This is a genomic window from Streptomyces sp. KLMMK, from assembly GCF_036961605.1.
GTDB classification, from domain to species: domain Bacteria; phylum Actinomycetota; class Actinomycetes; order Streptomycetales; family Streptomycetaceae; genus Streptomyces; species Streptomyces telluris.
The window spans coordinates 1-25451 of sequence record NZ_JBAMDC010000063.1; the positions used below are offsets into that span (position 1 = coordinate 1).

27 protein-coding genes and 1 tRNA gene are annotated in these 25451 nt (G+C 71.9%); 13 read left to right on the plus strand and 15 right to left on the minus strand.

Going from position 1 to position 25451, the window contains the following annotated elements; translation table 11 throughout:
• Positions 1 to 6: 6 nt before the first annotated feature.
• Entirely contained in the window at positions 7 to 516 is a 510-nt protein-coding gene (locus V7793_RS13365) for a C40 family peptidase (RefSeq protein WP_336006096.1), read from the minus strand.
• 142 nt (positions 517 to 658) lie between these two features.
• On the opposite strand from V7793_RS13365, the gene V7793_RS13370 reads away from it, so the two are divergent.
• The 3 genes from V7793_RS13370 to V7793_RS13380 all read left to right on the plus strand — a co-directional run bounded on the left by V7793_RS13370 (position 659) and on the right by V7793_RS13380 (position 4825).
• Positions 659 to 732: transfer RNA gene (locus V7793_RS13370), tRNA-Lys, on the plus strand.
• A 305-nt stretch (positions 733 to 1037) separates the two neighbouring features.
• Positions 1038 to 2873 carry a glycosyltransferase family 2 protein gene (locus V7793_RS13375; RefSeq protein ID WP_336006097.1) on the plus strand — a complete coding sequence of 612 codons (1836 nt, stop codon included), beginning with the start codon at positions 1038 to 1040 and terminating at the stop codon, positions 2871 to 2873.
• The gene (locus V7793_RS13380) at positions 2870 to 4825 is read left to right on the plus strand and encodes a kelch motif-containing protein (RefSeq protein ID WP_336006098.1); all 1956 of its coding nucleotides are present in this window, start codon (positions 2870 to 2872) and stop codon (positions 4823 to 4825) included. Before V7793_RS13375 ends, V7793_RS13380 begins: the two co-directional genes overlap by 4 nt.
• 22 nt (positions 4826 to 4847) lie before the next feature.
• Here V7793_RS13380 and V7793_RS13385 read toward each other — a convergent pair whose 3' ends face one another.
• The 5 genes from V7793_RS13385 to V7793_RS13405 all read right to left on the minus strand — a co-directional run bounded on the left by V7793_RS13385 (position 4848) and on the right by V7793_RS13405 (position 9233).
• Positions 4848 to 5882, minus strand: coding sequence for a glycoside hydrolase family 6 protein (locus tag V7793_RS13385; RefSeq protein ID WP_336006100.1), 1035 nt, complete (start codon positions 5880 to 5882; stop codon positions 4848 to 4850).
• Positions 5883 to 6033: 151 nt separating this feature from the next.
• Positions 6034 to 6699, minus strand: coding sequence for a class F sortase (locus V7793_RS13390; protein ID WP_336006102.1), 666 nt, complete (start codon positions 6697 to 6699; stop codon positions 6034 to 6036).
• Between the two features lie 19 nt (positions 6700 to 6718).
• Entirely contained in the window at positions 6719 to 7366 is a 648-nt protein-coding gene (locus V7793_RS13395) for a hypothetical protein (RefSeq protein WP_336006104.1), read from the minus strand.
• Positions 7367 to 7529: 163 nt separating this feature from the next.
• On the minus strand, positions 7530 to 8309 hold the full coding sequence (locus V7793_RS13400) for an HAD-IIA family hydrolase (protein WP_168096411.1): 780 nt from the start codon (positions 8307 to 8309) through the stop codon (positions 7530 to 7532).
• A gap of 132 nt (positions 8310 to 8441) precedes the next feature.
• Positions 8442 to 9233 carry a hypothetical protein gene (locus tag V7793_RS13405; RefSeq protein WP_336006107.1) on the minus strand — a complete coding sequence of 264 codons (792 nt, stop codon included), beginning with the start codon at positions 9231 to 9233 and terminating at the stop codon, positions 8442 to 8444.
• Between the two features lie 249 nt (positions 9234 to 9482).
• Here V7793_RS13405 and V7793_RS13410 point away from each other — a divergent pair, with 249 nt between their 5' ends.
• Together V7793_RS13410 and V7793_RS13415 are read left to right on the plus strand one after the other, a co-directional pair.
• Positions 9483 to 9689, plus strand: coding sequence for a DUF5988 family protein (locus tag V7793_RS13410; protein WP_336006108.1), 207 nt, complete (start codon positions 9483 to 9485; stop codon positions 9687 to 9689).
• A gap of 2 nt (positions 9690 to 9691) precedes the next feature.
• Complete coding sequence (locus V7793_RS13415) at positions 9692 to 10132, plus strand: hypothetical protein (protein ID WP_336006109.1); 441 nt, start codon at positions 9692 to 9694, stop codon at positions 10130 to 10132.
• Here the strand turns inward: V7793_RS13415 and V7793_RS13420 are convergent.
• Positions 10098 to 11261: an ROK family transcriptional regulator gene (locus V7793_RS13420; protein WP_336006112.1), complete on the minus strand. Its 1164-nt coding sequence runs from the start codon at positions 11259 to 11261 to the stop codon at positions 10098 to 10100. The two genes, V7793_RS13415 and V7793_RS13420, sit on opposite strands and share 35 nt — an antisense overlap.
• 56 nt (positions 11262 to 11317) lie before the next feature.
• Between V7793_RS13420 and V7793_RS13425 the strand changes: the two genes are divergently transcribed.
• The 4 genes from V7793_RS13425 (at position 11318) to V7793_RS13440 (ending at position 14552) form a co-directional block, all read left to right on the plus strand.
• Entirely contained in the window at positions 11318 to 12451 is a 1134-nt protein-coding gene (locus tag V7793_RS13425) for a Gfo/Idh/MocA family protein (protein WP_443057902.1), read from the plus strand.
• Positions 12448 to 12912: a heme-degrading domain-containing protein gene (locus V7793_RS13430; RefSeq protein WP_336006115.1), complete on the plus strand. Its 465-nt coding sequence runs from the start codon at positions 12448 to 12450 to the stop codon at positions 12910 to 12912. Before V7793_RS13425 ends, V7793_RS13430 begins: the two co-directional genes overlap by 4 nt.
• A gap of 84 nt (positions 12913 to 12996) precedes the next feature.
• Positions 12997 to 13959: an aminoglycoside phosphotransferase family protein gene (locus V7793_RS13435; RefSeq protein ID WP_336006117.1), complete on the plus strand. Its 963-nt coding sequence runs from the start codon at positions 12997 to 12999 to the stop codon at positions 13957 to 13959.
• Positions 13960 to 14126: 167 nt separating this feature from the next.
• A complete protein-coding gene (locus tag V7793_RS13440; RefSeq protein ID WP_443057903.1) occupies positions 14127 to 14552 on the plus strand; it encodes a hypothetical protein in 426 nt (141 codons plus the stop codon).
• Positions 14553 to 14686: 134 nt separating this feature from the next.
• Here V7793_RS13440 and V7793_RS13445 read toward each other — a convergent pair whose 3' ends face one another.
• Complete coding sequence (locus V7793_RS13445; protein ID WP_336006120.1) at positions 14687 to 14896, minus strand: hypothetical protein; 210 nt, start codon at positions 14894 to 14896, stop codon at positions 14687 to 14689.
• A gap of 165 nt (positions 14897 to 15061) precedes the next feature.
• On the opposite strand from V7793_RS13445, the gene V7793_RS13450 reads away from it, so the two are divergent.
• From V7793_RS13450 to V7793_RS13460, 3 genes are all read left to right on the plus strand, one after another.
• A complete protein-coding gene (locus V7793_RS13450) occupies positions 15062 to 15208 on the plus strand; it encodes a hypothetical protein (RefSeq protein ID WP_336006122.1) in 147 nt (48 codons plus the stop codon).
• A 326-nt stretch (positions 15209 to 15534) separates the two neighbouring features.
• A complete protein-coding gene (locus V7793_RS13455; RefSeq protein WP_336006124.1) occupies positions 15535 to 16401 on the plus strand; it encodes a helix-turn-helix domain-containing protein in 867 nt (288 codons plus the stop codon).
• Between the two features lie 11 nt (positions 16402 to 16412).
• Entirely contained in the window at positions 16413 to 16640 is a 228-nt protein-coding gene (locus V7793_RS13460) for a DUF397 domain-containing protein (RefSeq protein ID WP_336006126.1), read from the plus strand.
• On the opposite strand, the gene V7793_RS13465 is transcribed toward V7793_RS13460, so the two are convergent.
• From V7793_RS13465 to V7793_RS13490, 6 genes are all read right to left on the minus strand, one after another.
• A complete protein-coding gene (locus V7793_RS13465; protein WP_336006127.1) occupies positions 16625 to 16909 on the minus strand; it encodes a hypothetical protein in 285 nt (94 codons plus the stop codon). The two genes, V7793_RS13460 and V7793_RS13465, sit on opposite strands and share 16 nt — an antisense overlap.
• A 60-nt stretch (positions 16910 to 16969) precedes the next feature.
• On the minus strand, positions 16970 to 17827 hold the full coding sequence (locus V7793_RS13470; protein WP_336006129.1) for a fumarylacetoacetate hydrolase family protein: 858 nt from the start codon (positions 17825 to 17827) through the stop codon (positions 16970 to 16972).
• Between the two features lie 121 nt (positions 17828 to 17948).
• Complete coding sequence (locus tag V7793_RS13475; protein WP_336006131.1) at positions 17949 to 19061, minus strand: amidase domain-containing protein; 1113 nt, start codon at positions 19059 to 19061, stop codon at positions 17949 to 17951.
• A 379-nt stretch (positions 19062 to 19440) separates the two neighbouring features.
• A complete protein-coding gene (locus V7793_RS13480; protein ID WP_336006144.1) occupies positions 19441 to 20955 on the minus strand; it encodes a sodium:solute symporter family protein in 1515 nt (504 codons plus the stop codon).
• Positions 20956 to 20996: 41 nt separating this feature from the next.
• Positions 20997 to 21194 (minus strand): DUF3311 domain-containing protein, encoded by a 198-nt coding sequence (locus tag V7793_RS13485; RefSeq protein ID WP_336006133.1) that lies wholly within the window; start codon positions 21192 to 21194, stop codon positions 20997 to 20999.
• Between the two features lie 229 nt (positions 21195 to 21423).
• The gene (locus V7793_RS13490; protein ID WP_336006135.1) at positions 21424 to 22704 is read right to left on the minus strand and encodes a DUF445 domain-containing protein; all 1281 of its coding nucleotides are present in this window, start codon (positions 22702 to 22704) and stop codon (positions 21424 to 21426) included.
• Between the two features lie 313 nt (positions 22705 to 23017).
• On the opposite strand from V7793_RS13490, the gene V7793_RS13495 reads away from it, so the two are divergent.
• Positions 23018 to 24343 carry an SGNH/GDSL hydrolase family protein gene (locus V7793_RS13495; RefSeq protein WP_336006137.1) on the plus strand — a complete coding sequence of 442 codons (1326 nt, stop codon included), beginning with the start codon at positions 23018 to 23020 and terminating at the stop codon, positions 24341 to 24343.
• Between the two features lie 46 nt (positions 24344 to 24389).
• On the opposite strand, the gene V7793_RS13500 is transcribed toward V7793_RS13495, so the two are convergent.
• Positions 24390 to 25058: a DUF1707 SHOCT-like domain-containing protein gene (locus V7793_RS13500; protein WP_336006140.1), complete on the minus strand. Its 669-nt coding sequence runs from the start codon at positions 25056 to 25058 to the stop codon at positions 24390 to 24392.
• Positions 25059 to 25451: the final 393 nt, after the last annotated feature.

A 25451-nucleotide genomic window follows, 5' to 3' on the forward strand; every position in this document is an offset into this window, starting at 1 on the left:
GAGGCGTCACCGCACCCGCCCGTAGAGGGTCGGCCGGTAGCGGGAAAAGGAGGAGATCCGTACCTTCGCCCCCGGGTGCGGCGCCTCGATATAGCGCTGCCCGCCCAGGTAGACCGCCACGTGGTGGACCCCGGAGGCCCGGCCGTTGCGGGACCAGAAGACCAGGTCGCCGCGGCGCAGCGCGCGCCGGGTGATCCTTTTCGTGGCCCGGTACTGGTCGGAGGCGATGCGCGGCAGCCGCACACCCGCACGGCGATAGGCCTGCTGGACGAGCCCGGAGCAGTCCCAGCGGCGGGGGCCGGTGCCACCCATGGCGAAGGGGTCACCCAGATGGGCCATGGCGTAGCGGATGGCCGGTTCCAGACGGTCGTCGGCGGGCGGGGCCGCCGGGAACACCGTCCGGGGGCCGCCGCGTCCCGCCTGCGGACCGGGGGCCGCGGCCGCGGGGGCCGCTCCGGGCCCGGCCAGCACCGCCGCCCACACAGCCGCCACGACCGCGCCGCGTATTCGCACCACGCCCGTCGCCTTCCTTCGCCCCGGCGCCCTGCCGGTACTCGGGCACAGCTTCTCAGCGGCCCGGGAGAACCGCATGTCGGAGCGGCCGGCCGGGTGGTCGGGAGCACCCTCCGGGATCAGGTAGAGTTTTCTCTGTCAGCAGGCGCCGCTAGCTCAGTTGGTTAGAGCAGCTGACTCTTAATCAGCGGGTCCGGGGTTCGAGTCCCTGGCGGCGCACGCGAGTCTCAAGGCTCCTCACCACCGGTGAGGAGCCTTGAGTCATTTTCCGGTCAATGGCATGGCCCATCACGGCAGGTCGCACCACTTTGCCCGGTAAACACCTTGTTTCACCCTTGCGATCATGCCCGGGCGTCCGAGATCCTGAACGGACAGCGATGACCCAACATCACTGAGTGACTATCGAGTTGAGTTGGGCTGCGCCGGGGGGGCCGGTGCTCTTGGGGTCCGTGCGGCCGTGGGGGGCCGGATGAGACCCGCGATCTGACACACGCAGTCAGCATGCGTGCGGGGGGCAATGACAGATGACGTCCACTCCTGCCGGCGCCCGGCGGCAGCTCCACGACCCGACGGCGGCGGCCGGGCCCCGTACACCCGTCACCCAGGGAACGATTCCCCAGCAACCGGGGCATAACCGGGCGCTTCCCTCGCGGCCGCCGAGAGCCCGGCCCCGCTTCGACTACGAGCACTACAGCCGGCTGGCCGGCCCGCTCACCCAGCCCGACCCGGACCGTCCCTACCGGGTGCGCTACCGCAGCCTGCTCGCCGAGGAGACGCACCGCGTCCTCGGCGCGGCCCTCCTCGGCGCCGCGCCCGTCGTGTCGCTGGGCCTGCTGATGTGGCTGATGCAGCCGGCGCACTGGACGCAGCGCGACCATGCCACGCCCCTGATGCGGGTGCTGGATGCGGTGATGCTGGTCTCCATCGGGCTCATCGAGCTCTTCCGCACGATGAACGTCGCCTCCAATGCCCACGCCACCCTCGTCGCCCGCGACCCCGTCCCGGTCGTGCCCGAGACCGGCACCAAGGTCGCCTTCCTCACCTCGTTCGTGCCCGGCAAGGAGCCGCTCGAGATGGTCACCCGGACCCTGGAGGCGGCGGTCCGGCTGCGCCACCGCGGCCCGCTCGACGTCTGGCTGCTCGACGAGGGCGACGACCCCGCCGTGAAGGCCGTCTGCCGGCGGCTCGGCGTGCGCCACTTCTCCCGCAAGGGCATCGAGAAGTGGAATCAGCCGAAGGGCTCGTTCCGCGCCAGGACGAAGCACGGGAACTACAACTCCTGGCTCGACGCCCACGGCGATGCCTACGACTTCTTCGCCTCGGTCGACACCGATCACGTCCCGCTGCCCAACTTCCTGGAACGCATGCTCGGATACTTCCGCGACCCCGATATCGCGTTTGTCGTTGGTCCTCAGGTCTACGGGAACTACGATGCGGCCGTGACCAAGGCCGCAGAAAGCCAGCAGTTCCTTTTCCACGCCCTGATCCAACGCGCCGGAAACCGCTACGGCGCACCTATGTTCGTCGGCACCAACAATGCCGTCCGGATCAGCGCCCTGAAGGGAATCGGCGGCCTCTACGACTCGATCACCGAGGACATGGCCACCGGCTTCGAGCTGCACCGTCACCGCAATCCCGCGACCGGCCGGAAGTGGCGCTCGGTCTACACCCCGGACGTCCTCGCGGTCGGCGAGGGCCCCAATGCCTGGACGGATTTCTTCACCCAGCAGCTGCGCTGGTCCCGGGGCACGTACGAGACCATCATCAAGCAGTACTGGAAAGGCCCCTGGAGCCTCTCCCCGGGGAAATTCCTCAATTACACCCTGATGGTCATCTATTATCCGATGACCGCACTCAACTGGATGCTCGGCGCCCTCAGCTGCGCCCTGTTCCTCGGGCTCGGCGCCTCCGGAATCCAGATCAATTCCGAGGTCTGGATGATGCTCTACAGCGATGCGGCCGCACTGCAGATCGGGCTCTACATCTGGAACCGCCGGCACAATGTCTCGCCGCATGAGCCCGAAGGCTCGGGCGGGCTGGCCGGCATGGTGATGTCCGCGCTCTCCGCACCGGTCTACGCCCGCTCGCTGACGGATGCCGTGCTGCGCCGCAAGAGCGGCTTCGTGGTCACGCCCAAGGGGGATTCGGCGAGCCCCGACACCCTCTTCGGGACGTTCCGCATCCATCTGTTCTTCCTGCTGGTCTTCGGCGGCTCGCTGGTGGCCTCCTTCTGGCTCGGCCACACCCATGTCGCGATGCGCACCTGGGCGTCGCTGGCCCTCGCGATCACCGTCGCCCCGATCGTCGCGTGGTGGTGGACCACGTATCGCGCCAAGAGAGCCGTGGAGGCCTCCCGATGAACTTCCGGCACTACCGTGTCAGCCGCCGCACCCGCCGCTTCGCGGTCGGGTCGGCGGTGGTGCTCGCCCTGGCGGGCATGAACGGGCCGGCCATCTGGGGCTACGCCTCCCACCAGTACCACGACTACAAGATCAATCAGCCGGAGTACAAGGCGAAGAACGGCCACTGGGACGTGGTCGACGTCCCCGAGCGGTACCGGATCAATACGATCCACGCGGCGCTGCTGCACACCGGGAAGGTGCTCCTCGTCGCCGGCTCGGGCAACAACGCCGCCAATTTCCGGGCGAAGTCCTTCCGCACGGTCCTGTGGGACCCGGCGCACAACACCTTCAAGGACATCCCGACCCCGAAGGACCTCTTCTGCGCCGGCCACACCCAATTGCCCGACGGCCGCCTGCTGGTGGCCGGCGGCACCCAGCGCTACGAGAAGCTGGAGGGCGACGTCGACAAGGCCGGCGGGCTGATGGTCGTCCACAACGAGGACCCGGACAAGCCGATGACGCTGCCCGCGGGCACGCGCTTCACCGGCCGCAAGAACAGCAAGACCTTCGAGGCGAAGGACACGGTCCTCGTCCCCCGCGCCAAGAAGGAACAGGACAAGCAGACCCGCAAGGTCACCGTCACGGTCTCCACCGCCCGCGTCTACGTGGAAGCGCTGCACAAGGGCCACCAGTACGAGACGGGCCTGACCGACAACTACCGGGTCGAGGGCCTCACCGGCAAGGACGCCCAGAACGTCTACGGGATCGCCAACAAGCTCTCCTTCGACAAGAAGGACTTCCAGGGCATCAAGGACACCCTGGAGTTCGACCCCGAGGCCGAGCGCTACGTCACGGTCGACCCGATGAACGAGGCCCGCTGGTATCCGACGCTGACCACCCTCCAGGACGGCCGGGTCCTGTCCGTCTCCGGCCTCGACGAGATCGGCCAGGTCGTCCCCGGCAAGAACGAGATCTACGACCCGAAGACCAAGAAGTGGACCTACCTCCCCAAGGAGCGCTTCTTCCCGACGTACCCCGCCCTCTTCCTCACCGACAAGGGCCGCATCTTCTACACCGGTTCGAACGCCGGGTACGGCCCGGCGGACAAGGGCCGCGTGCCGGGCCTGTGGGACCTGACGAGCAACGACTTCACCGAGGTCCCCGGCATGAGCGATCCGGACACCCTGGAGACCTCGATGTCCGTGCTGCTGCCCCCCGCCCAGGACCAGCGGTACATGGTGCTCGGCGGCGGCGGGGTCGGCGAGGACAAGAAGTCCACGGCCAGGACCCGCATCGTCGACCTGCACGACCCCAGCCCGCGCTTCCGCGACGGCCCCGAGCTCTACGCCGAGGCCCGCTATCCCAGCAGCGTCATCCTCCCGGACGACACGGTGCTGACCACCAACGGTTCGGGCGACTACCGCGGCCGCAGCGACTCCAACATCCTGATGGCCGAGATCTACGACCCGGCGGCCAACAGCAGGCGCGCCGTTGCCGACCCCCTGGTGGGCCGCAACTACCACTCCGGCGCCCTGCTGCTGCCCGACGGCCGCGTGATGACCTTCGGCTCCGACTCGCTCTTCGGCGACAAGGCCAATACCAAGCCGGCCGTCTTCCAGCAGCAGATCGACCTCTACACCCCGCCCTACCTCTACCGGAAGGACCGCCCGGCGCTGAAGGACGCCGAGCCGAGGACGGTGGAGCTGGGCGGCACGGCCACCTACCGCACGGACCGCCCGCGCGACATCGCCAAGGCACGGCTGATCAGGCCGGGGTCGTTCACGCACGTCACCAATGTGGAGCAGCGCTCGATCGCGCTGGAGTTCACCAGGACGGCGGACGGGATCACGGTCACCCTGCCGAAGGACGCCTCGCTCGTCCCGCCCGGGTGGTACATGCTCCATGTCGTCGACGGCAAGGGGACGCCCTCACCGGCGGTGTGGGTGAAGGTGCCCGTGGCGGACTCGTGAGGCCGTGGCGCCGGCGCCCGGATCAGCGGGCGTTGCGCGCCAGGTCCAGCGCGTAGGTCTCCCACCACTGGCCCGCGTCCGGGCCGCCCTTGCACGTGCCGTCCGACTCTCCGGGCCGCTTGACCCACAGGTACGCGTCCACCCTGGAGTCGCCGGTGCGCGTGGTGGGGGGTTCGCCGAGGGCGCGGCCGCGGGGGTTGCACCAGGCCTTCTCGTGGTCGGCGGCGCGCAGCGGGCCGTTGCCGTTGCGGCTGGTGTCGATGACGAAGTGCTTGCCGCCCAGGAGCTGGGACAGCCGGTGGCCGTAGTCCTTGTTGGCCTTGGTGGTCTGGAAGTTGGAGACGTTGAGCGCGAAGCCGTCGGCGCGGTCGATGCCGGCGCGGAGCAGCGGCTCCTCCATCCGGTCGGCCGGAGTGACCCAGCTGGGGTTGCCCGCGTCGAGGTAGACCTTGGTGTGCGGGAGCGCCTTGAGGCGGCCGACGGCCTCCTTGAGCAGCGCGAAGCGCTCCTCGTGGTGCTCGCGGGGGGTGCAGCCGTCCGAGATGTGGGGCAGGGCGTCGGGCTCCAGGATGACCGTCGCGCCGCGGTCGCCGATGCCCCGGACGGCGCCGTCCAGCCAGCCCCGGTAGGCGTCGCCGTCGGAGGCGCCGCCCTGGGAGTACTGGCCGCAGTCACGGTGGGGGATGTTGTAGAGCACGAGGACGGCGGTCCGGTCGGCCTTGGCCGCGGCTTCGGTGAAGCCCCGGGCCTGCCCCTCCGGGTCGTCGGGCCCGATCCACTCGGCGACGGGCTGGGCCGCGATCCTGGAGAGGAGGTCGGCCTGGCCGCTCCGGCCGCCCTTGCGGAGCTCGGCCGCCCGCTTGGCCGCGGTGGACTCGGGGTTGACCCAGAACGGGTCCTTCGCCTTGGGCTGCTGGGCCGGCGCCTGCACGGGCGCCGCTTCCGCGGGGGGTTCGGGAGACGACGAGGAGCAGCCGGAGAGGAGCAGCAGCGCCCCCACGGCGGCCCCGGCGGTGGTGAGCGACGCGCGGGCGCGGCCGGAGTGACTGCCGTACATCGATTCCCCCTCGGGTGCATTCCTGTAGGGGTGGCCCCACGCCCCCACGGGACATGACCGGTCCCTGCAATGCTGGCACAAACCACCGCAGGGCCGTGAGTGATCCGCCGATGACGGGCAGTCAATTCGCCCGGTTGGAGCACCCATACGCTCAATTCCGTCCGGTTCCGGTCAGATAGGCGGAGACGACGACGTTCGCGCTGTACGAGCGGCGGTCGCGGTCGTAGTCGCCGCCGCAGGTGATCAGGCGCAGCTCCGCGCGCTTGGTGTCGCGCGCGCCGTAGGCCTTGGCGGCGTCGAAGCGGTCCTTGGTGAAGACGGAGACGTCCTCGACGGTGAATTCGGCGGTGGTGCCGTCCGCGCGGCGGACGGCGACGGTGTCGCCGGGCCTGAGGCTGCCGAGGTCGTAGAAGACGGCGGGCGCGTTGTCGGTGTCGACGTGGCCGACGAGCACGGCGGCGCCGGGCGCGCCGGGCGCGGGCCCGCCGCGGTACCAGCCGACGGCCCCGGCCCGCGCGTACGGGGGCGGGTCGACGGCGCCCGTCCGGTCCAGCCCCCTCTCCTCGACGGGGGCGTTCACATCCAGGGTCTCGATGGCCAGGGCACGGGGGCGGGCCGGAGGCAGGGGTGCGTGGGCGGGGGGCAGCGGTTCGGCGAGCGGCCGGCCCGCCGCGGCGACGTCCCCGGCCGTGGGGGTGGCGGACGACCCCGGCCCGTCGGTGATCTCCCGCCCCCACAGCCACAGGGCGAGCAGCAGTACGGACCACACCGCCCCCGTCAGGAGCCGGCCGCGGCCGCCGGCGTGCGCTTCGGACATGGCCCGGGATCGCCTTCCCTCACTGCTGCCGGGACGACTCGGTACGGCGCCGCTGCCAGATCAGGCCCGTGGCGATCAGCGCGGTGACGGCCGCGAGGACAAGGCCGGGGGTGCCGGGGGCGCCCTCCGCCGCGGTGCCGCCCCCGCCCGCGGGGACGGGCGCCACGGGCGCCGGCTGTTCCGGCGGCTTCTGCTGCTCCTGCGGGTGGACGGACGGCCGCTCCGGCACCGCGCGCTGCGCGGAGGGCTGCGTCTCCGGGGCCTGGGAGGGCAGCAGCACCTGTTCGTGGGCGTGCGAGGGCGGCAGGGGCTTGCCGTGGGGGACGACCGTCAGCTTGCCCTCGGCCACCGCGTCGTAGCCGTCGCAGTTGACCCTGACCGGGTAGACGCCGGGGTCCACGGTCGAGCGGACCGTGGCCTCGGCGAAGAGCCCGGCCGAGTCCTTGGCGAGCTTGGCGTCGGTCACGAAGGCCTCGGAGGCGGCGGTGGCCCTGTTGCCCGCGCAGCCGGCCACGCGCAGCTGCACCTGGCCCCCCGGGTGGCTGCTGACGGGGGTGAGTTCGATCGTTCCGGACATGGTGGCGGGCTCGTCGTTGGCGTGCGCGGCGGGCACGCAGACGGCGACGGCCGCGAGAGCACCGCACAGGGCGAGACGGACAGAGTCCATGGTGAACCTCCTGGTGTTCAGAGGTTCACCCGCTCTTCCCTGCGGGCGCATCCGCTCCGTGGGCGAGTTGCTCCGTTCGGTGCCGGACGGGGCCCGTTCAGATGAGGGCGGCGGGGCCCGTTCGGATCAGGGGCCGAGGACCGGGCCCTGCGGGCCGGGGACGTCAGATGAGGTCGGCCAGGTCCGCGATGGAGTCGACGACGCGGGAGGGCCGGAAGGGGTAGCGGTCGACCTCCTCGGGCCGGGTCAGCCCGGTCAGCACGAGGTACGTCCGCATCCCCGCCTCCAGGCCGGCCAGGATGTCGGTGTCCATCCGGTCGCCGATCATGGCGCTGCCCTCGGAGTGGGCGCCGATGGCGTTGAGCCCGGCCCGCATCATCAGGGGGTTGGGCTTGCCGACGAAGTACGGCTCGCGGCCCGTCGCCTTGGTGATCAGCGCGGCCACGGAGCCGGTGGCGGGCAGGGCGCCCTCCGCGGAGGGCCCGGTCTCGTCGGGGTTGGTGGCGATGAAGCGCGCACCGGCGTTGATCAGCCGGATGGCCTTGGTGAGCGCCTCGAAGGAGTAGGTCCGGGTCTCGCCCAGGACGACGTAGTCGGGCTCGGCGTCGGTGAGGACGTAGCCGATGTCGTGCAGGGCGGTGGTCAGGCCCGCCTCGCCGATGACGTAGGCGGTGCCGCCCGGCCGCTGGTCGTCCAGGAACTGGGCGGTGGCCAGCGCGGACGTCCAGATGTTCTCCACCGGCACGTCCAGCCCGATGCGGGCGAGGCGGGCGTGCAGGTCACGGGGGGTGTAGATGGAGTTGTTGGTCAGGACGAGGAAGGGCTTGCCGGACTCTCTGAGCTTCTTGACGAAGGCGTCGGCCCCGGGGATCGGGATGCCCTCGTGGACCAGCACGCCGTCCATGTCGGTGAGCCAGGACTCGATCGGCTTGCGCTCTGCCATGCGGTACTCCTGCCGTACGCGCCCGCTCGCGGGCCTGGGGGACGCCGGGTCGCACCTCTTCGTGCCGCGGCCTGCCCTCCAGCGTAATCAGCTCCCGCCGGCGTCCTTCTCCACCGGGGTTTCCCCCGGTGCTCAGCGCCCCGAGCGGCGGGCGCCGACGACGAGGGACGCCCCGGCGAGGAGGAGGGCGCCGGCTGCCGCGGCGATGGCGAGCAGGGGGCGCTGGGAGCCCGTGTCGGCGAGGATCGGCTGTTCGCCGTCGTCGGCTCCCCGCTTCTTGCCTGGGGCGGCGCGGCCGGGGGCCTTGCCGATGCCGAACGTGTAGTCGTTGGACTCCCCCACCCAGTCGCCGTCGTCGCCGCGCCGCTGCACGGCGGTGACGTTGGCCGTCACGGGGCCTTCGGGGGCGCTCCTGGTGAAGCCGAGGCGTACGCGGACGGGCACGCTCCCGTGCGCGGGGACGGAGAAGCCGGGGAACGCGGGGACCCGGGCGGCGCGGTGGGCACGGCCGGCGCGGCCGGGGTCCTCGGCGCCGTCGAAGACGCCGACGTTCTCCGCTTCGTCGGTCCGTTCGAACCGCACGGGGCGCCAGCGCGCCGCCCCCGGGTCGTAGAAGTCGAGGCGGATGTCGCCCGGGGCGAGCGCGCGGCCGCGGTCGGCGAGGACCGCGACGGGGTGCACGGCCCGGCACTCGGTGCCGGAGCCGTTGCGCAGTTCCAGCCGCCAGGAGCGGGGCGGGGCGCCGCGCTCGTACGTCCGCGGGCCGCCGCTCAGCCGGGCGGCGATGGGGAAGTCCGGCGTACCGGGCGAGGCGCAGTGGGATCGGGCGGCGGTCCCGCCCGCCGGGGAGGCGGGGGCGGGTGCGGCCGTGGAGAAGATCGCGAGCGCGGTGGCGCCGAGGACGAGCACACGGGGCTTGGGCATCGCGGGACCTTTGCGGTGGGGGTCGTGGGGCCGGCCCGACGGGGTCGTGCCGTGGGCCCGGTTGACGGGTCGTGGGGTCCTGTTGCTGTCCCGAACCTCCCACCGCCCGGCGGCGGTCCCCGGCCCGGCGCGGCCACGTACCCCCGACCAGCCGTCACATACCGCCCGATGAGCCTATTTTCGTGTCATCCGAGTGGCGCCGGTGCGCCGGGCCGTGCCGTGCGGGCGCCGCGCGGTCAGGATCGGGACATGGCCACTGCTGACAAATGCGTCCTCCAGGGCGGGCCGGAAGGCCTCCCGGAGCACATCGTCCCGACCGCGGCGCCGGGCGAGGAAGTGAAGGTGCCCTTCCGGGGCGGTTACGAACATTTCAGGGCCACGTCGCGGCAGTGGGACACGGCCGAGGGCCGGCTGCCGGTCTACGAGTGGGTGGCCCGCACGGAGGTGGCGGAGTAACGGTGACGGAGGAGCGAGGCGGCCGGGGGACGCCGGCCCCACGGAGCGGGAACGACGCCGAGACATACCGGAGGAACCCCCTCAAGACCCTGGCCGGCCTGCCCCTGGTCGGCGATCTGCTGGAGCCCTTCCTGGGGCACTACCCCGGCAAGGACCTGCCCGCGCTCTTCTCGGCACCCCATTTCCGGGGCCGGTGGCAGGAGTTCGGCCCCGGCACGTACGAGCACGCCGGGCCCGTCCGGTCCGTGCTGGTGCCGCAGCGGCGCGGCAGGCCGGGCAAGGGACCGCGGCCGCGGTGGGTGGTCACCCTCTACAGCGGACCCGGCCAGACGGGCACGAGCACGAGGATCGAGGAGGGCGACGACGCGTCGGAGCTGGGGAAGGCGCCGGACGGCGGCTTCGCCTCGCTCAAGGTCGAGCGGTTCCTGGGGACGGGGCCGTGAGGGCGGAGGGGACGGCGAGGCCGGCCTCTTCCAGGGCCCGGTGACGGTCCCGCCCTCCCCGGCCGAACAGCGACGCCAGGACGAGCTCCGCGGCGCCTTCCACGACGGTGCGCTCCCGGGCCGGGACGACGGCCACCGGCGGCGCACCGCCGAGCACCGCCCGCACCCCGGCCGCGTAGGCGCCGGAGTCCCTCAGCAGCACGCCGCCCCCGAGCAGCACGAGGTCGATGTCCAGCAGCCGTACGAGGTTGGCGGCGCCGGTGCCGAGCAGCCGGGCCGCCTCCGCGGTGTCGCCCCGGGCGACCGCGTCCAGGCACAGCACCTCGATGCAGCCGCGGTTGCCGCAGCGGCACGGCGGCCCGTCCAGCCGGAGCACCTGGTGGCCGAACTCGCCCGCGCCGGTCCGCGCGCCCCGGTGCACCTCGCCGCCCAGCACGAGGCCGGCGCCCAGGCCGGTGCCGAGGTGCAGGTAGGCGAAGGAGCCCGCCGCCCCGACGCAGCCGCGGAGCACGAGGCCGAGCGCGGCGGCGTTGGTGTCCTTGTCGACCACGACGGGCATCCCGAGCCGCTCGGCCAGCGCGTCCCGCAGCGGGAACCCGTCCCACCGGGGCAGGCCGGTGACGCGCCGCAGGACGCCGGTGCGGTGGTCGAGGGGCCCGGGAAGGGCGACCCCGGCGCCGAGGACGCCGAGGAGGGAGCCGCCGGCCCCGGCCCGCACGCGCGCGACCTCCGCTACGACCGCGTCCAGGACCGCCTCCGCGTCCGCCCCGAGGTCGAGGGGGGAGGTGCGGGTCGCGGCCTCGGCCCCGGCCAGGTCGACGAGGGTGACCGTCAGGGCGTCGCGTTCGAGGTGCACGCCGATCGCGTGCGCCGCCTCCGGCATCAGGCGCAGGGCCGTGGCGGGCTTGCCGCCCGTGGACGCCCGGCGGCCCGCCTCGGCGGCCAGGCCCGCGACCCGCAGCCGCCCCGTGATCTTGCTGACCGCCTGCGGGGTGAGGCCCGTGCGGTCCGCCAGCTCGGCGCGGCTCGCGCCGTCCGGCCCGGCGTCGCGCAGCAGTCCGAGGACGAGGGCGGCGTTGTGGTCACGAAGGGCGGTGAGGTTGGCGCCGGGGGCGAGCGTGCGGTTCACCGCTCCATTGTCCCTGCCGCTTGCGGTTTCGCAACAGCGTTGCCAAAGTAGGGAGCATGAATGGCGCGAACGGCACGGACGGCATGAACGGCGACGGCGGAGGCCCGCACGGGAGCCTCCGGGTGGGCCTGATCGGCTACGGCCTCGCGGGCTCCGTCTTCCACGCCCCGCTCATCGCCACCACGGACGGCCTCGTCCTCGACACGGTCGTCACCGGCAACCCCGACCGGCAGCGCCAGGCCGCCGCCGAGCACCCCGGCGTGCGGACGGTCGCCGGCAGCGAGGCGCTCTTCGAGCGCGCCGGAGAGCTCGACCTCGTCGTCATCGCCTCCCCCAACCGCACCCACGTGCCGCTGGCCCGCACCGCCCTCGAAGCCGGCCTCCCGGTCGTGGTCGACAAGCCGCTCGCCGCGACCGCCGCCGAGGCGGAAGCCCTCGCGGACCTCGCCGAGGAGCGCGGCCTGCTGCTCAGCGCCTTCCAGAACCGCCGCTGGGACAACGACTTCCGCACCGTGCAGCGGCTCCTGGCCGACGGCGCCCTCGGCGGCGTCCTGCGCTTCGAGTCCCGCTTCGAGCGCTGGCGGCCGCGGCCGAAGGGCGGCTGGCGCGAGTCCGGCGACCCCGCGGAGATCGGCGGCCTCCTCTACGACCTGGGCAGCCACGTCGTGGACCAGGCCCTCACCCTCTTCGGCCCCGCCGCCTCCGTCTACGCCGAGGTCGACGTCCGCCGCCCCGGCGCCGAGGCCGACGACGACACGTTCATCGCCGTGACGCACACGAGCGGCGTCCGCTCCCACCTGTGGGTCAGCGCCACCACGGCCCAGCTCGGCCCGCGCTTCCGGGTGCTGGGCAGCGCGGCCGGCTATGTGAAGTACGGCCTCGACCCGCAGGAGGCGGCGCTGCGGGAAGGCCTGCGCCCCGGCTCCGTGCCGGCCGGCTGGGGCACCGAGCCCGAGTCCCTCTGGGGCCGCCTCGGCGCGGGCGAGTCCCCGCAGACGGGCGGCGGCGACCCCGTCCCCACCCTGCCCGGCGACTACCCCGCCTACTACGCGGCGATCGAGACCGCCCTGCGCACGGGCGGCGAGCCGCCGGTGACGGCGCGGGAAGCGGCGGCCACGCTGCGGGTCCTGGAAGCGGCGCGGGTGTCGGCGGACGAGGGCCGCACGGTACGGATCGGGGAGGCCCGGTGACCGCTGCGGACATCGGCCGTCTGGAGGAGGACGAACGGCGCCTGGTCCTCGGCCGCTTCGGCAACGACGACGCGTGGCGCCTCGGCACCATCCTGGTGGACCTGGCGCGGGAGCGCGGCGCGGCGGTCACGATCGGCATCCGGCGCGGCGCCCAGCAGCTCTTCCACTGCGCGCTCCCCGGCACGTCCGCGGACAACGACGCGTGGATCGCCCGCAAGTGCCGGGTGACGGAACGGTACGGGGAGTCGTCCTTCCTGGTCGGAGCCCGCTTCCGCGCCAAGGGCCGCACCTTCGAGGAGGCCTCCCGCCTCGACCCCGACCGCTACGCGGCGCACGGGGGCGCCTTCCCGCTGCGGCTGCGGGGTACGGGCGTGGTCGGCGCGGTCGCCGTCTCGGGCCTGCCGCAGGCGGAGGACCACGCGATGGTGGTGGAGGGCCTGGAACGCTTCCTGGCGGAATAGGGCGCGAAGGGGTGCGGCAAGGCGGCGTCGCACCCGGCGAAATCCCGTCGACAACGGCCTTTCCGCCGGGGCAGGATCGCCCATATGCCTACTGCTGACACCCCTTCCTCCGCCCTCACCGCCGCCGAACGCGCCGAGCAGGCGGTCGGCCTGGCCACGAGGGCGGGCCGCGGCCTCGGACTGCAGCCGGACGAGCCGCGCGTGCTGCACAACGTCTTCAACGTGCTGGTGCACCTGGCCCCGCACCCCGTCGTGGTCCGCGTCCCCTCCCTGGCCGCCGGGCCCGTCGAGGAGCAGGCCGCCAAGCAGCGCCGCGAGCTCGCCGTGGCGGGCTGGCTCGCGGACCGGGGCGCGCCCGTCGTCGGGCCGAGCCCCCTCGTCCCCCGCGAGCCCGTCGAGATCGACGGACGGTCGCTGACGTTCTGGGAGTTCGTCGACGAGACGGACCCGCTGTCCGCCGTGACGGACCCCGAGGCCATGCAGAAGCGCTTCGTGGAGCAGACGGGCCTGGCGGCGGAACTGCACGCGCTGCTCGCCGAGTACCCCGGCGACGACCTGCCGGTCCTCTCCCCCGTCGTCCCCGCGGTCGGCCGCACCCTGGCCGCGCTCGCCGAGACCCCGCACCCGCTGCTGACCCCGGCCGAACTCGACCGGGCCCGGGCGGAGTACGCGGTCCTGGAGACCCTCCTCCAGGACCTGCCCGCCCGATTCCCCGGCGCGCGCCTGCAGACCCTCCACGGCGACTCCCCCGCGTACAACCTCCTGCGCACCGCCGGCGGCCACCTCTTCAGCGACTTCGAGGACGTCACCCGCGGCCCCGTCGAGTGGGACCTCACCCTCGTCGGCCCGCTGGGGATCGAGGAGTACGAGCGCGTGAGCGGCACGCGCGTGGACCGCGCCCTGCTGGACGTCATGGAGGGCGCGCGCTACCTGCAGATCGTCGGAGCGCTGGCCTTCGCGTCCGTCAAGCCGGACCTGGCCGCGATGCTGGAGCCGGCCATCGCCCAGTGGCGCGCCCGCGAACCGCTGAGCCTGCCGAAGGCGTAGCTCCCCGCCCCGAGACCGTCGCACCGGGCGCCAGTCCATGAGCATCAGTGGGACGCCAGGGAGACGTCAGTGCTTCGTTAGCCGGCCGCAGTAGGTTGACGGCCCGTCGCAGTCGGGGCCGGATCCCTGACTGGCACGGGTCACGTCGAAAGAACAGGATGCTCAACTTGAAGAAAATCAAGGCCGCCGTGGTCGCGACCGCCACCCTGGCAGGGCTCGCCGTGGCCGGCGCACCGGCTCAGGCAGCCGACACCTGCACCGCGGGGGGCGGGGGCAAGTACATATGTGACTACGACGTAAAGGACCATGCTCTTCCGAACGGCGAGAAGGAGCAGTTCCTGGTCGGCCTCGACTATGCGGTGTGGACGCGCTGGACCATCAACAAGCAGTGGACCGAATGGGTGTCCATGGGTAAGCCCGATCCCCTCGGTTCCGCCCGCGCCGCGAGCAACATCAACGTGACGGATCAGCAGCATTCGGGCCAATTCCGGACGATCATCCACCTCCGCAACAGCAACGGCGCCACCGTGGCCAAGATCCGCCCCGAGCTCGGGGCGAACTGGTGGACTTGGGACTGGCCCAACTGCTGCTGAGGCCCGCCTTCACGGGCCGGCCCCTTACGTCACCGCCGCCGGGAACCCGGCACACGACCGCGCCGCCTGGGCAAGCCCGGGCGGCGCGGATTCGCATGCGGCAGACCGTTTCCGGCCGGTTCAGATCTCAGCCGTCACCTGAACGCGTTCCTACTGCAGAACCCGTGCGCGGTGCCGAGGATCGCCGAAGCCTGCTTTCCGTCGAGCTCGAGTTCCTGCTTGGTCTTCTTGGCCTGGTCGACGAAGTCCTGCCCGCGGGCTCGGCAGAGCGCGTTGCCATGAGTGACGAGCACGTCGTCCTCGATGTGGTCCAGGTCGGGGTAGTGCTTGCGGATCGTCCCCACGTAGAGCTTGGCCGACGTCCCGTCCAGACCGCGCCCTTCCTCCGATGCCGCTGACGAACTGGTGGATGCGGATGCCGATGTCGCCGGGGCGCTCGATTCGCTGTCACCGGACGGGCCGCACGCCGGGTCCAGTGCCGCCGTACGGCGACCAGGGCGTCGCCCGCCTTGAAGGGGTCCCCTTCGATCGTCGCCTCCCACCAGGTCGCCTTGAGCGCCGGGCACTCGGGGCAGTCGGCGATCGTCGGCCGGGCGATGGATTCCGGGTTCGCGCGCACCGCAGCTCGCTCCGCGCTGGTCGCCAACCGCAGGTAGGGGAAGGGGACTTCCCATTCCAGGCCCCCGCCGGGCTGCCGCACCTGCACGCGGTGGCCTTCGCTGCCGATGACCTGGGCCATCCGCCCCTCCCGGGTATCCACCACGAACGCGCCGTTCCTGTACGTCATCGCTCCCGCACCTTCCCCCCGCACCACGACTACCCGCCGTAGCCGCCGCCTCCACGATGGCCCTGCTCAGGGCTTGCTCGCAACAAATCGCCTTGCACAGTGCATAGTTCATTCGTGTGGGTGACGCTCGTGGAAGCCAAGCGAGGCCTCCGATCTCGTGCAGCACACTGAACGGGCGCCGCCAGGGGAGGAAGCATGAAACATCCAGTACGTCGCACGGCCCGCCGTCGCAAACTGGGCGCCGAACTAAGAGCGCTGCGAGAAGCCGCAGACGTCTCGCCCGAGGAGGCGGCCAAGGCGATCCACGGCGACAGGACGAAGATCAGCCGGCAGGAGACGGGGCAGCATCGCGTCACGCGGCTTGAGCTCGACGTCCTCCTCGGCCTTTATGGCGTGAGCGACGAGAACCTGCAGGATTGGCTCATCGCGCTCGCTTCGGAGGGCAGCAAGCGCACTTGGTGGCGCCGCCACAGCGGGAAGCTCATGGACGGCTTCAAGGAGCGCTTGGACCTGGAATCCGAAGCAGCACGGATCTCGGCATTCCAATCACAGGTCGTACCGGGACTTCTGCAGACCCAGGCCTATGCGACGGCTCTGATCTCCGGCGCCTCGACAACACTGACCGAGGAACAGCTCGACTTCTTCGTCGACTTCCGGATGAGCCGGCAGAGCATCTTTCTGCGCGGAAATCCACCGCAATACACGGCCATCATGGCGGAAGGCGTGCTCCACCAGCAGTTCGGCGGACGCGCGGTACTGGCTGAACAGCTGCGTCATCTGACGGACGTGGGCCGATCGCCCGACATCACGATCCAGGTCATCCCCTTCACACAGATGTCGTTCACCGACTCCGGCGGATCCTTCGCCCTCTACTCCTACCCGGATCCACTGGACCTCGACGTCGTGCAGGTGGAACACCTCGACGGAGCTCTGTGCATGGAGGACGATGAAACCGTGGCCAAGTACCGCCACGCTCTGGATCGGCTGCGGTCCTCAGCGCTGCCGCCAGAGTCGTCCATTGAGCTGATCGCGTCGATCGCACGCGGACTTGAGCATGAGTGAAGGAATCCCTCGTGATACGTCACGACCTGCCCGAAGACGCATGGCGCAAGTCCTCCCACAGCGGGGACACAGGCCCGAATTGCATCGAGATGCAACACACCCCGGACGAATTGGTCGCCATAGGCGACAGCAAAGACCGCCCCCGCGGCGCGCTGACCCTGTCACCGCACGCCTGGGCGACCTTCGTGCACTCCATACGCCGCGGTCGCAGCGAGGGCGCTTTTCAACCGGTCTCGTGACGGGGCCGGTGGCACACCAGGCCGCAGAGGCCCAGGACGGCGCCGACGGCGACCATCCCCGCGCCGACGACCAGCGTGTCGGCGCCCGTGGGCCGGCCTTCGCCGGCCAGTTCGCGGCCGTCGGGTGCGACGTGGTGCTCCCGGGGCCCGGGCGGGGGCGCCGGCGCCCCCCTCTGCGCCGGGAAGGTGAACGCGCACACCAGCACCACGCTCGCCACCACGGCGAGCGCAGCGACCACCGTGGGGTTGGTTCTCCGCGTTCTGCGCATATCGGAAAATATGCCGCACGTCGGGGGCAAAACCGTGCCGTACACGCCGAGGGCCGGACGCTACGCGTCCTTGAGTTCCTGCCGCTGCCGTCCCAGCCCCGTTCCCTCCAGCTCGACCACGTCCCCTGCCCTCAGGTACGGCTTGGGGTCGGGGCGGCTCATGGCCACACCCGCCGGGGTGCCGGTGAGGATGACGTCACCCGGATACAGGGTCATGAACGCGCTGACGTACCGGATGACCTCCGCCACCGGGAAGATCTGGTCGGCCGTGCTGTCGTCCTGTTTGAGGTCGCCGTTGACCCACAGGCGCAGCCGCAGGTCCTGCGGGTCGCGGAGCTCGTCGGGGGTGACGAGCCAGGGGCCCAGCGGGGTGAACGTCTCGTAGTTCTTGCCCTTGACCCACGCGCCGCCGCGGGTGAACTGGAACTCGCGTTCGGAGACGTCGTGGGCGAGGACGTAGCCGCCGACGGCCGCCAGCGCGTCCTCGTCCGTCTCCAGGCGGCGCGCGCGGTGGGCGATGACGACGCCGAGTTCGATCTCCCAGTCGGTCTTCTCGCTGCCGGGCGGCAGCAGGACCGGGTCGTCGGGGCCGGTGACCGTGTCCGCCGCCTTGAGGAAGAGGACGGGCTCGGCGGGGACGACGGAGCGGGTCTCGGCGGCCAGGCGGCGGTAGTTCAGGCCGACGCCCACGATCTTGCCGATCCGGGCGAGGGGCGGGCCGGTGCGCAGGCCGGCCGGGTCGAGGGCGGGCAGGATGCGGGCGCCGACGGCGGCGCGGATACGCGACAGCGCGGGCGCGTCGCCGAGCAGCGCACCGTCGATGTCGGTCACCAGCGCCGACAGGTCGCGAAGGGTTCCGTCCTCGTCCAGCAACGCCGGGCGTTCCGCCCCCGCGGGCCCCACACGCAGCAGTTTCATCGCTTGATCGTCCAAGAACGGAGGGGTTCTCCGCAAGGGCCGTTTCGGACTGCGAACAGTGAATTGCGGGCCGTGCCCGCCCACCCGGAGGCCGGGCGGGGCGGGCACGGCCCGCGCCGCATCAGGTGCGGTAGGCGTAGTAGATCGCCCCGGGGTAGGACGCGATGATGCTCGCCACCGACTTCCGGTAGGTGTTGGTCGAGTGGTACGTCAGGTACGGGACGCCCATCCGGCTGCGGTAGGTGGTCATCATGGAGTGGTCCTTGGACCCGTCACCATCGAAGTCCATCTGCAGGATGTCGCCGACGTCCATCTGGTACACGTTCGACAGGTTGGTCGCCCGCTTGGTGGACAGCGTGTGCCACGACCACTCGTTGGCGCCGACCCAGGAGTCGGACTGGCTCGACTTGTTGTACCACCACTTGCGGTAGTCGGAGGTGTCCGTGCCCGCCGCGTCCTTCCAGCCGCCGGCCTTGAGGGCCTGGCTGATGAAGTTGGTGCAGTCACCGCCGTAGCTGTTGAAGCTGCGGTAGGCGGGGTTGTAGTTGCGCCAGTACTTCTCGGCGTAGGCGGCCATGGCCTTGTAGTCGAGGCCGCCCTTGGTGGTGGCGGTCAGCGACTTCGGCTTGGCGTTGCGGCTGCCGGGGTACCGGGTCGCGGCCGGGCTGCCGTTGAGGTCGATGCTGCCGGTCGCCGCCACCGCGGTGCGGGGCTCGTTGATGGCGCCGGGGCCGTCGTCCTGCGGGCGGATGCCCGTCAGCTCCCACTTGCCGTTCTTCCCGAGGGAGAAGCTGAGCTCGTGGTGGGCGGTGAAGCCGGTGGTCGACGGCTCGTCACCGCGGATCTTCTTGTACGTGAGCACCGTGGTCTCGGTGACACGGACGGTGGCGCGGTTGCCCTTGACGGTGGTCTTGTCGACCGAGGTCTTGGTGTCGGCGCCGGTGTAGGCCTCGCCGAGGGCGGCGAGCCAGGACTTCCGCATCTTCAGCGAGGACAGTCCGGTGTCCTCGGCCTTCGAGAGGCCGGAGGAGAGACGGACCTTGCCGTCGAGCCTGGTCGCCTTGCGGTCGGCCGAGCGGGAGTCCAGGAGGACCGAGGTGCGGTCGTTCAGCACGGCGTCGGCTATTCGGCCGAAGGCTTCGACGGTCGCGCTGTCCGCCGGGCGGGAGTCCGGCTTGCCCGCCGCGAACGCGGCCGACGTGGGCAGGAGAGCGGCCGTCGCGGCCACCGTCACAGCCGCCCCAACAGCGGCTCTGAATCTCGTTATGTGCACGATGTTTCCCCTTGTCGCCCGGTCCGATCGGACCGGGGACGGAATCTTCGCACAAACCTCGGATTACCGGTGGTACGGGTGATCATTGCATGGATCTATGTCGTCTCCCGAACACGTACGGTCAAAATTGGTCCAGGCCGACGAGTCGGGATCGTCGGCCTGGTCGCATTTCGTCAGCCCGGGGGCACTGCCCCCTACTTGCCCCCTACTTGTCGTAGAAGGTCCAGAGCCGGTTGCCGGACCCGTCCCCCTGCGGCCCGGAGAACACCGCGAACATTTCCATTCGCCTTTGCTCTTGGCCAAGTGCCGGAACCGGCCAGGCAATCGACTCATTCGCCCCTTATGCCGGAACCGACCCCTCCGGTCGCGCCGGCCCCTCCGGTCGCGACGACTCCTCCGGTCGCGAGGACCCCTCCGGTCCCGGATCGGTCGCCAGGACCTCCTCGTCCGGGCGGTCGTCGGCCGGCTGCGGGCCGAGCCGGGAGACGGCCAGCGCCACCACCAGGTTCACGCCCAGCGCGAGCGCTCCCGCGTTCACGCCCCACAGGGGGTCGTGCTCGGTGAAGACAAGGGCGCACACGAGCGTCCCTCCCGCCACGAGTCCGCTCACCGCGCCCCACAGCGTCAGCCGCCGCCACACCAGACCCAGCAGGATCATCGGCACGAGCTGCGCCATCCCCTCGTACGAGATGAGGGAGAGGCGGACAAGGGTGTTGGGGGTCAGGTAGGTCAGAGCGAGCGCCAGCGCGCCCGACACGACCACCACGATCTGCGCCGCGAACCGCTGCCGCCGCGGCCGGCCGGCCAGCGCCGGGATCGTCCCCAGCACGCTCTTCCCCCACATCGTGCCGATGACCAGCATGAACACGGCCATGGGAACGATGGAGGAGAGGGCCGCGGCGACGCCGGTGACACCGACCGCCCACGCCGGCAGCGAGTCGACGACGAGCTTGAAGAGAGCGAGGTTCGACCCGGCGCCCGTCAGCCCCGGGACGACGAGGAGCGCCGCCATGCCCAGCAGCATCGGCACGAACAGCAGCACGTTGTAGAACGGCAGCAGCATCGCGTTGCGGCGCAGGGCGTCGGCGCTGCGCGCGCCCAGGTACCCCGCCACGGTGGTCGGGAAGATGACGACCGTCAGGGAGTTGAGGAAGCTCGTGGTCGCGAACCAGGTGACGTCGAGGCCGCTGCCGCCGTGGCCGGTCAGCGTCAGCCAGCCGGGCCTCTCGGCGACGAGCCGGTCCAGGAAGGGGCCGTAGCCGTCGAAGTAGTGGTTCGGGACGTAGATCGCGAGGAAGGCGAGCGTGACGATGACCAGCACGTCCTTGAGCACCGACACCCAGGCGCTCCCCCGCAGCCCGCTCACCACCACGAAGCCCGTCGTCACGGCGAAGGCGATGAAGTAGGCCTGGTTCAGGCTGATGGCGCCGTAGGAGATGGTGGAGACGACGACGCCCATGCCGGTGATCTGCAGCTGGATGTACGGCAGCAGGCACACGGTCGCCAGGACCGCGACCGCCGTGCCGAGCCAGGGGCGGCCGTAGCGGTGGGCGACCATGTCGGTGATCGTGACCAGGCCGTGGCGGCGGGCGTACGACCAGAGCGTCGGGCCGACGACGTAACCGATCGCGTAGCCGCAGGACATGTAGGCGATGACGTAGAGGACGGGCGCTCCGTGGTTGTACCCCCACCCGGCGGCGCCGAGGTAGCTGAAGCTCGTGTAGCCCTCACCGGCCATCAGCACCCAGATGAACACCGTGCCGAGGCTGCGCCCGCCGACGGACCACTCGGCGAGCCCGGTGGTACGCCCGTGGCCGCGCACGGCCAGGAGTCCGAGAGCAACGGTGAACACCATGAAGACGCCGAAGACGGTGGTCGCCACCGCCGCGTCGCCGTTCACACCCGGCCTCGCTTGCGGTCGCCCCGCCAGGCGAGGAAGACGGCGACGGGGGTGAAAAACGTGGCGGCGAGCAGCCAGAAGAACAGGAAGGGCAGCCCCATGACCGTGGGCCGCACCCGGTCGACGAGGGGAAGCATGCCAAGAAAGAGGACATACGGAGCGAGCAACCACAGCAAGGTGGGACGTTTCAACACGGGGTGACCCTAACCGGGCCGGGGGCCGTGGAAGGCGGGCACGGGGCGCCCCGCGAGGAAGGACGACGGGAGGCGGCGGGACCGCAGGGGCGGGGGTCCGGGGCGCTGACGTGTATTTGCGGGCCCGGCGAGGCGGGGGGCGCCGCCGCGTCACCGGGCGCGGGCCCGTAAATATACGGCCCCGGACCCCCGCCCCGGAGGGCCCGGCGCCGCACCCGTACCGACGGCCCTAGCCCCCCAGCCCCCTCGTCAACCCGTAGATGCACAGCCCCGCCAGCGCCCCCACCACCGTGCCGTTGATGCGGATGAACTGCAGGTCCCGGCCGATGTGCGCCTCGATCTTCCGGGACGTGTGCTCCGCGTCCCAGCCCGCGACCGTGTCCGTGATCAGGGACGTGATCTCGTCGCGGTACGTCGTCACGACGTAGACCGCCGCGTCCTCCAGCCACCCGTCGACCTTCTCCCGCAGCCGGTCGTCGGCCGCCATCCGCGACCCGAGCGACAAGATCCCCGCCCGCACCCGCAGCCGCAGCTCACTCCGCTCGTCCTCCGCCGCGGCGACGATCATGGCGCGGACCGAGGCCCACACCGACGCGATGACGTCCTGCACCTCGCCCCGCCCCAGCAGGTCGGACTTCAGCCGCTCGACCCGCGCCCGCGTGTCCGTGTCGGACTGCAGGTCGCGCGCGAAGTCCTCCAGGAAGCGGTCGACGGCGCCACGCGCCGGGTGGTCGGGCATGTCGCGCATCTCGATGGCGAAGCGCAACAGCTCCTTGTAGACCCGCTCCCCGACCTTCCGGTCGACGAACCGCGGCGTCCATCCGGGCGCACCCCCCGTCACGGCCCCCATCACGGAGTCCCCGTGGGTGACGAGCCAGTCGTGGGCGCGGACGCACACCAGGTCCACGACCTTCCGGTGGCCGCCGTCCGCGACGACCTTCTCCAGCATGGCGCCGATGCCGGGGGCGACTTCGGCGGCGTCGGCGCGCCGGGTGATGGCCTCGCCGACGACGGCCTGGACATCGGAGTCCCGCAGGACGGTGAGCGCGCCGCGCACGGCGGTGGCCAGCTCGGCGGTGACGCGGTCGGCGTGCTCGGGCCGGGTGAGCCAGGCGCCGAGGCGGGAGGCGATGCCGACGGCCCGCAGCCGGACCCGCACCACCTCGCCGGAGAGGAAGTTCTCGCCGACGAAGTCGCCGAGGCTCTGACCGAGCTGGTCCTTCTTGGTGGGGATGATCGCGGTGTGCGGGATGGGCAGGCCCATCGGGCGCCGGAAGAGCGCGGTGACGGCGAACCAGTCGGCGAGGGCGCCGACCATGCCGGCCTCGGCCGCCGCGGCCACGTAGCCGGCCCAGGCCCCCGCGCCCGCCGACTGGGACCACTTCGCGAGCCCGTACACCAGTGCGACGGCGAGCAGGAGCCCCGTCGCGAGGGCCTTCATCCGGCGCACACCGCGGCGTTTCTCCTCATCGGCCTCGCTGTAGGTGAAACCGCCCAGCGGAGCGGGCATCACCCGTTCAGCGGTATCCGCATCCTCACTCGGCGACCGTTTCATCCGCACCACCCGTTCCAGCCGACTTCCCGTGCATTGTCCTTACCCGGCCTACTCCTGGAACGGACCGGGAGTTCCCCGCGTCTGACAAGTCGCATGTGACACGTTGCATGACCCCTCAGGCCGGCGGGCGACCCCCGAGGCCACCGTGGGATCATGGAACGGCGATCGGACCGCGAGGGCGCTGTTGCTGATCAGTCGCTGTTTTCCGTCCCCGGTTCCGCTTCCGCACCCGGAGCTGCTCGCTCCGCCTCTTCCAGGAGACACCCGCATGAACAGGCCACCCCTGCCCCGCGGCACGGCCTACGCCGTCCTCGCCGCGCTGGCGGCCGTGGTGATCATCGTCTCGACCGCGATATTCATCGGGGTCGGCGGCCAGGACGGACAGGCCGTCACCAGCCGGCACGAGAGCCACCCCTCCGCCGCGCCCGCCGCCTCCGGGGAATGGGTCGGCTCCTGGGCCACCTCGCCGGCCGCCGCCGAGCCGAACACCGCCCGGGGCTTCGCGGGCATGTCGATCCGCAACCTGGTCCACACCAGCATCGGCGGCACCGGCGCCCGCATCCAGCTCTCCAACCTCTACGGGACCCTGCCGCTGGCCGTCACCCACGCCTCGCTCGGCTTGGCCGCGGCCCCCGGCTCCCCCGCGGCCGTCCCCGGCAGCATGCAGCGCCTGACCTTCGGCGGGCAGCCCACGGTCACCGTCCCGGCCGGCGGCTCCCTGCTCAGCGACCCGGTCCGGCTGGCCGTCCCGGCCGCCTCCGACCTGCTCGTCACCACATACTCGCCGACCCCCTCGGGCCCGGTCACCTACCACCCGCACGCCCGGCAGATCTCCTTCATCGCGCGCGGCGACCACACCGAGGAGCCCCTCGGCACCCCGTACACCACGAAGACGCCGTACTGGCGCTACCTGACGGCCGTGGACGTGTGGACCCAGGAGGCGCACGGCGCCGTCGTCGCCCTCGGCGACTCCATCACCGACGGCGTGACCTCCACCGTCGGCGCCAACCGCCGCTGGCCGGACTTCCTGGCCGCCCGGCTGCGCACGGAGCCCGGCGCCCCGCGCTACGGCGTCCTCAACGAGGGCATCAGCGGCAACCGCATACTGCTGAGCAACTCGGCCGCGCCGATGCCGAACAACCCCAGCGGCCTCTCCCGCTTCGACCGGGACGTGCTCGGCCGGACCGGCGCCCGCGTCGTGGTCGTGGCGCTCGGCATCAACGACATCCTGCGCAAGCCGCAGGTGCAGGACCCGCAGCAGATCGTGGGCGGTCTGCGCGCGCTGGTGCAGCGGGCGCACGCGCGCGGCCTGCGGGTGGTCGGCTCGACGCTGATGCCGTTCGGCGGGCACAAGGGCGCGGTGGACCGTCAGGAGGCCACGCGCCAGGGCGTCAACGAGATCATCCGCTCCGGCGGCGTCTTCGACGCGGTCGTGGACTTCGACCGGACGCTGCGGGACCCGGCGGCGCCCGAGCGGCTGCTGCCGGCCTACGACTCCGGCGACCACCTGCACCCGAGCGACGCGGGGTACGAGGCGATGGCACGGGCGGTCGACCTGGAGACGCTCAAGGGCCAGGCGGCGGCCGCGCTGTGACACCCCGGGGGCTCCGGCCCCCGGCCCGCGGCTCCCGGCAGGCGCCCTACTCCAGCGGCCTGCGCCGCTCCTCACGGTCCAGGCGCCGCTGCTCACGCCGCTCCTCACGGAGCCTCCTGCGCTCCTCCCGCGTGGCCTTCCGGACCACCCCCACCCCGCCCCAGAAGGTGAAGCCGGTGACGCGCACCCGCGGCGAGCCCGGGGTGCCCGGGCCGGAGGCCTTGTCGTCGAAGCCGCCCATGATGCCGATGCCGTCGACGTGCACGTCCAGGTCCGGCGGCACGGTGACCTGCATGCCGCCCATGACGGCGATGCAGCGGATGACGATCTCGCCGTCCTCGAAGCGCGCCTCGCGCAGGTCGATCTCGCCGCCGCCCCAGAAGGTGAAGGCGGTGAAGCGGCGGGGCACGGTCCAGGTGCCCCGGCGCTGGAAGCCGCCCATGACGCCGATGGCCACCGTGCCGCTCGCGGGGCCGCCGATGCGGTCCGCCCAGCTCTGCTGCGCGGGCGCGGTCACGCCCGCGGACTTGGTGAGGGAGACGGCGCCGGCGGGGGCCGGCAGGTCGCGTACGAGCGGCTCCAGTTCGCCGTGCGTCCGCGCCGTGTAGGCCGCTTCCAGCCGTTCCTCGAACTCCTCCATGGTCAGCCGGCCCTCGGCGACGGCCTCGCGCAGCGCCTCGGCCACACGCTCCCGCTCCGCGTCGGAGGCCCTCATGTCAGGAAGTTCGCTCATCATACGAACAGCGTAGCGAGCGGAAGAATCGATTCAGGGCGTTGCGCGAGAGGGGACATTCACCGCAACGGCCCCGCCAGGGCGCATCTCGTACCGCATCCGGTCGTTGAACCTCGGCAGCGTCGGCCCCGGTTTTCACCCCCCGGAGTGGCCGGCGCCTGGCCCGGACGGCCGAGCCGGGCCTGCCCGGTGTGCGGAACGTGCCATGGCGCGGAACGCATGATGCGACAGTGTTCGACGGGATGTACGACGTGTACGAAGCACAGCGGACCGCCCGACACGAGACCGCGCCGCCGTGACCGAACCAACGGCGGCGGCCGAGGAGTCCCTACAGACATGAGCGACGAGCACGCACAGCGGGCCGCCGGGGGCGGC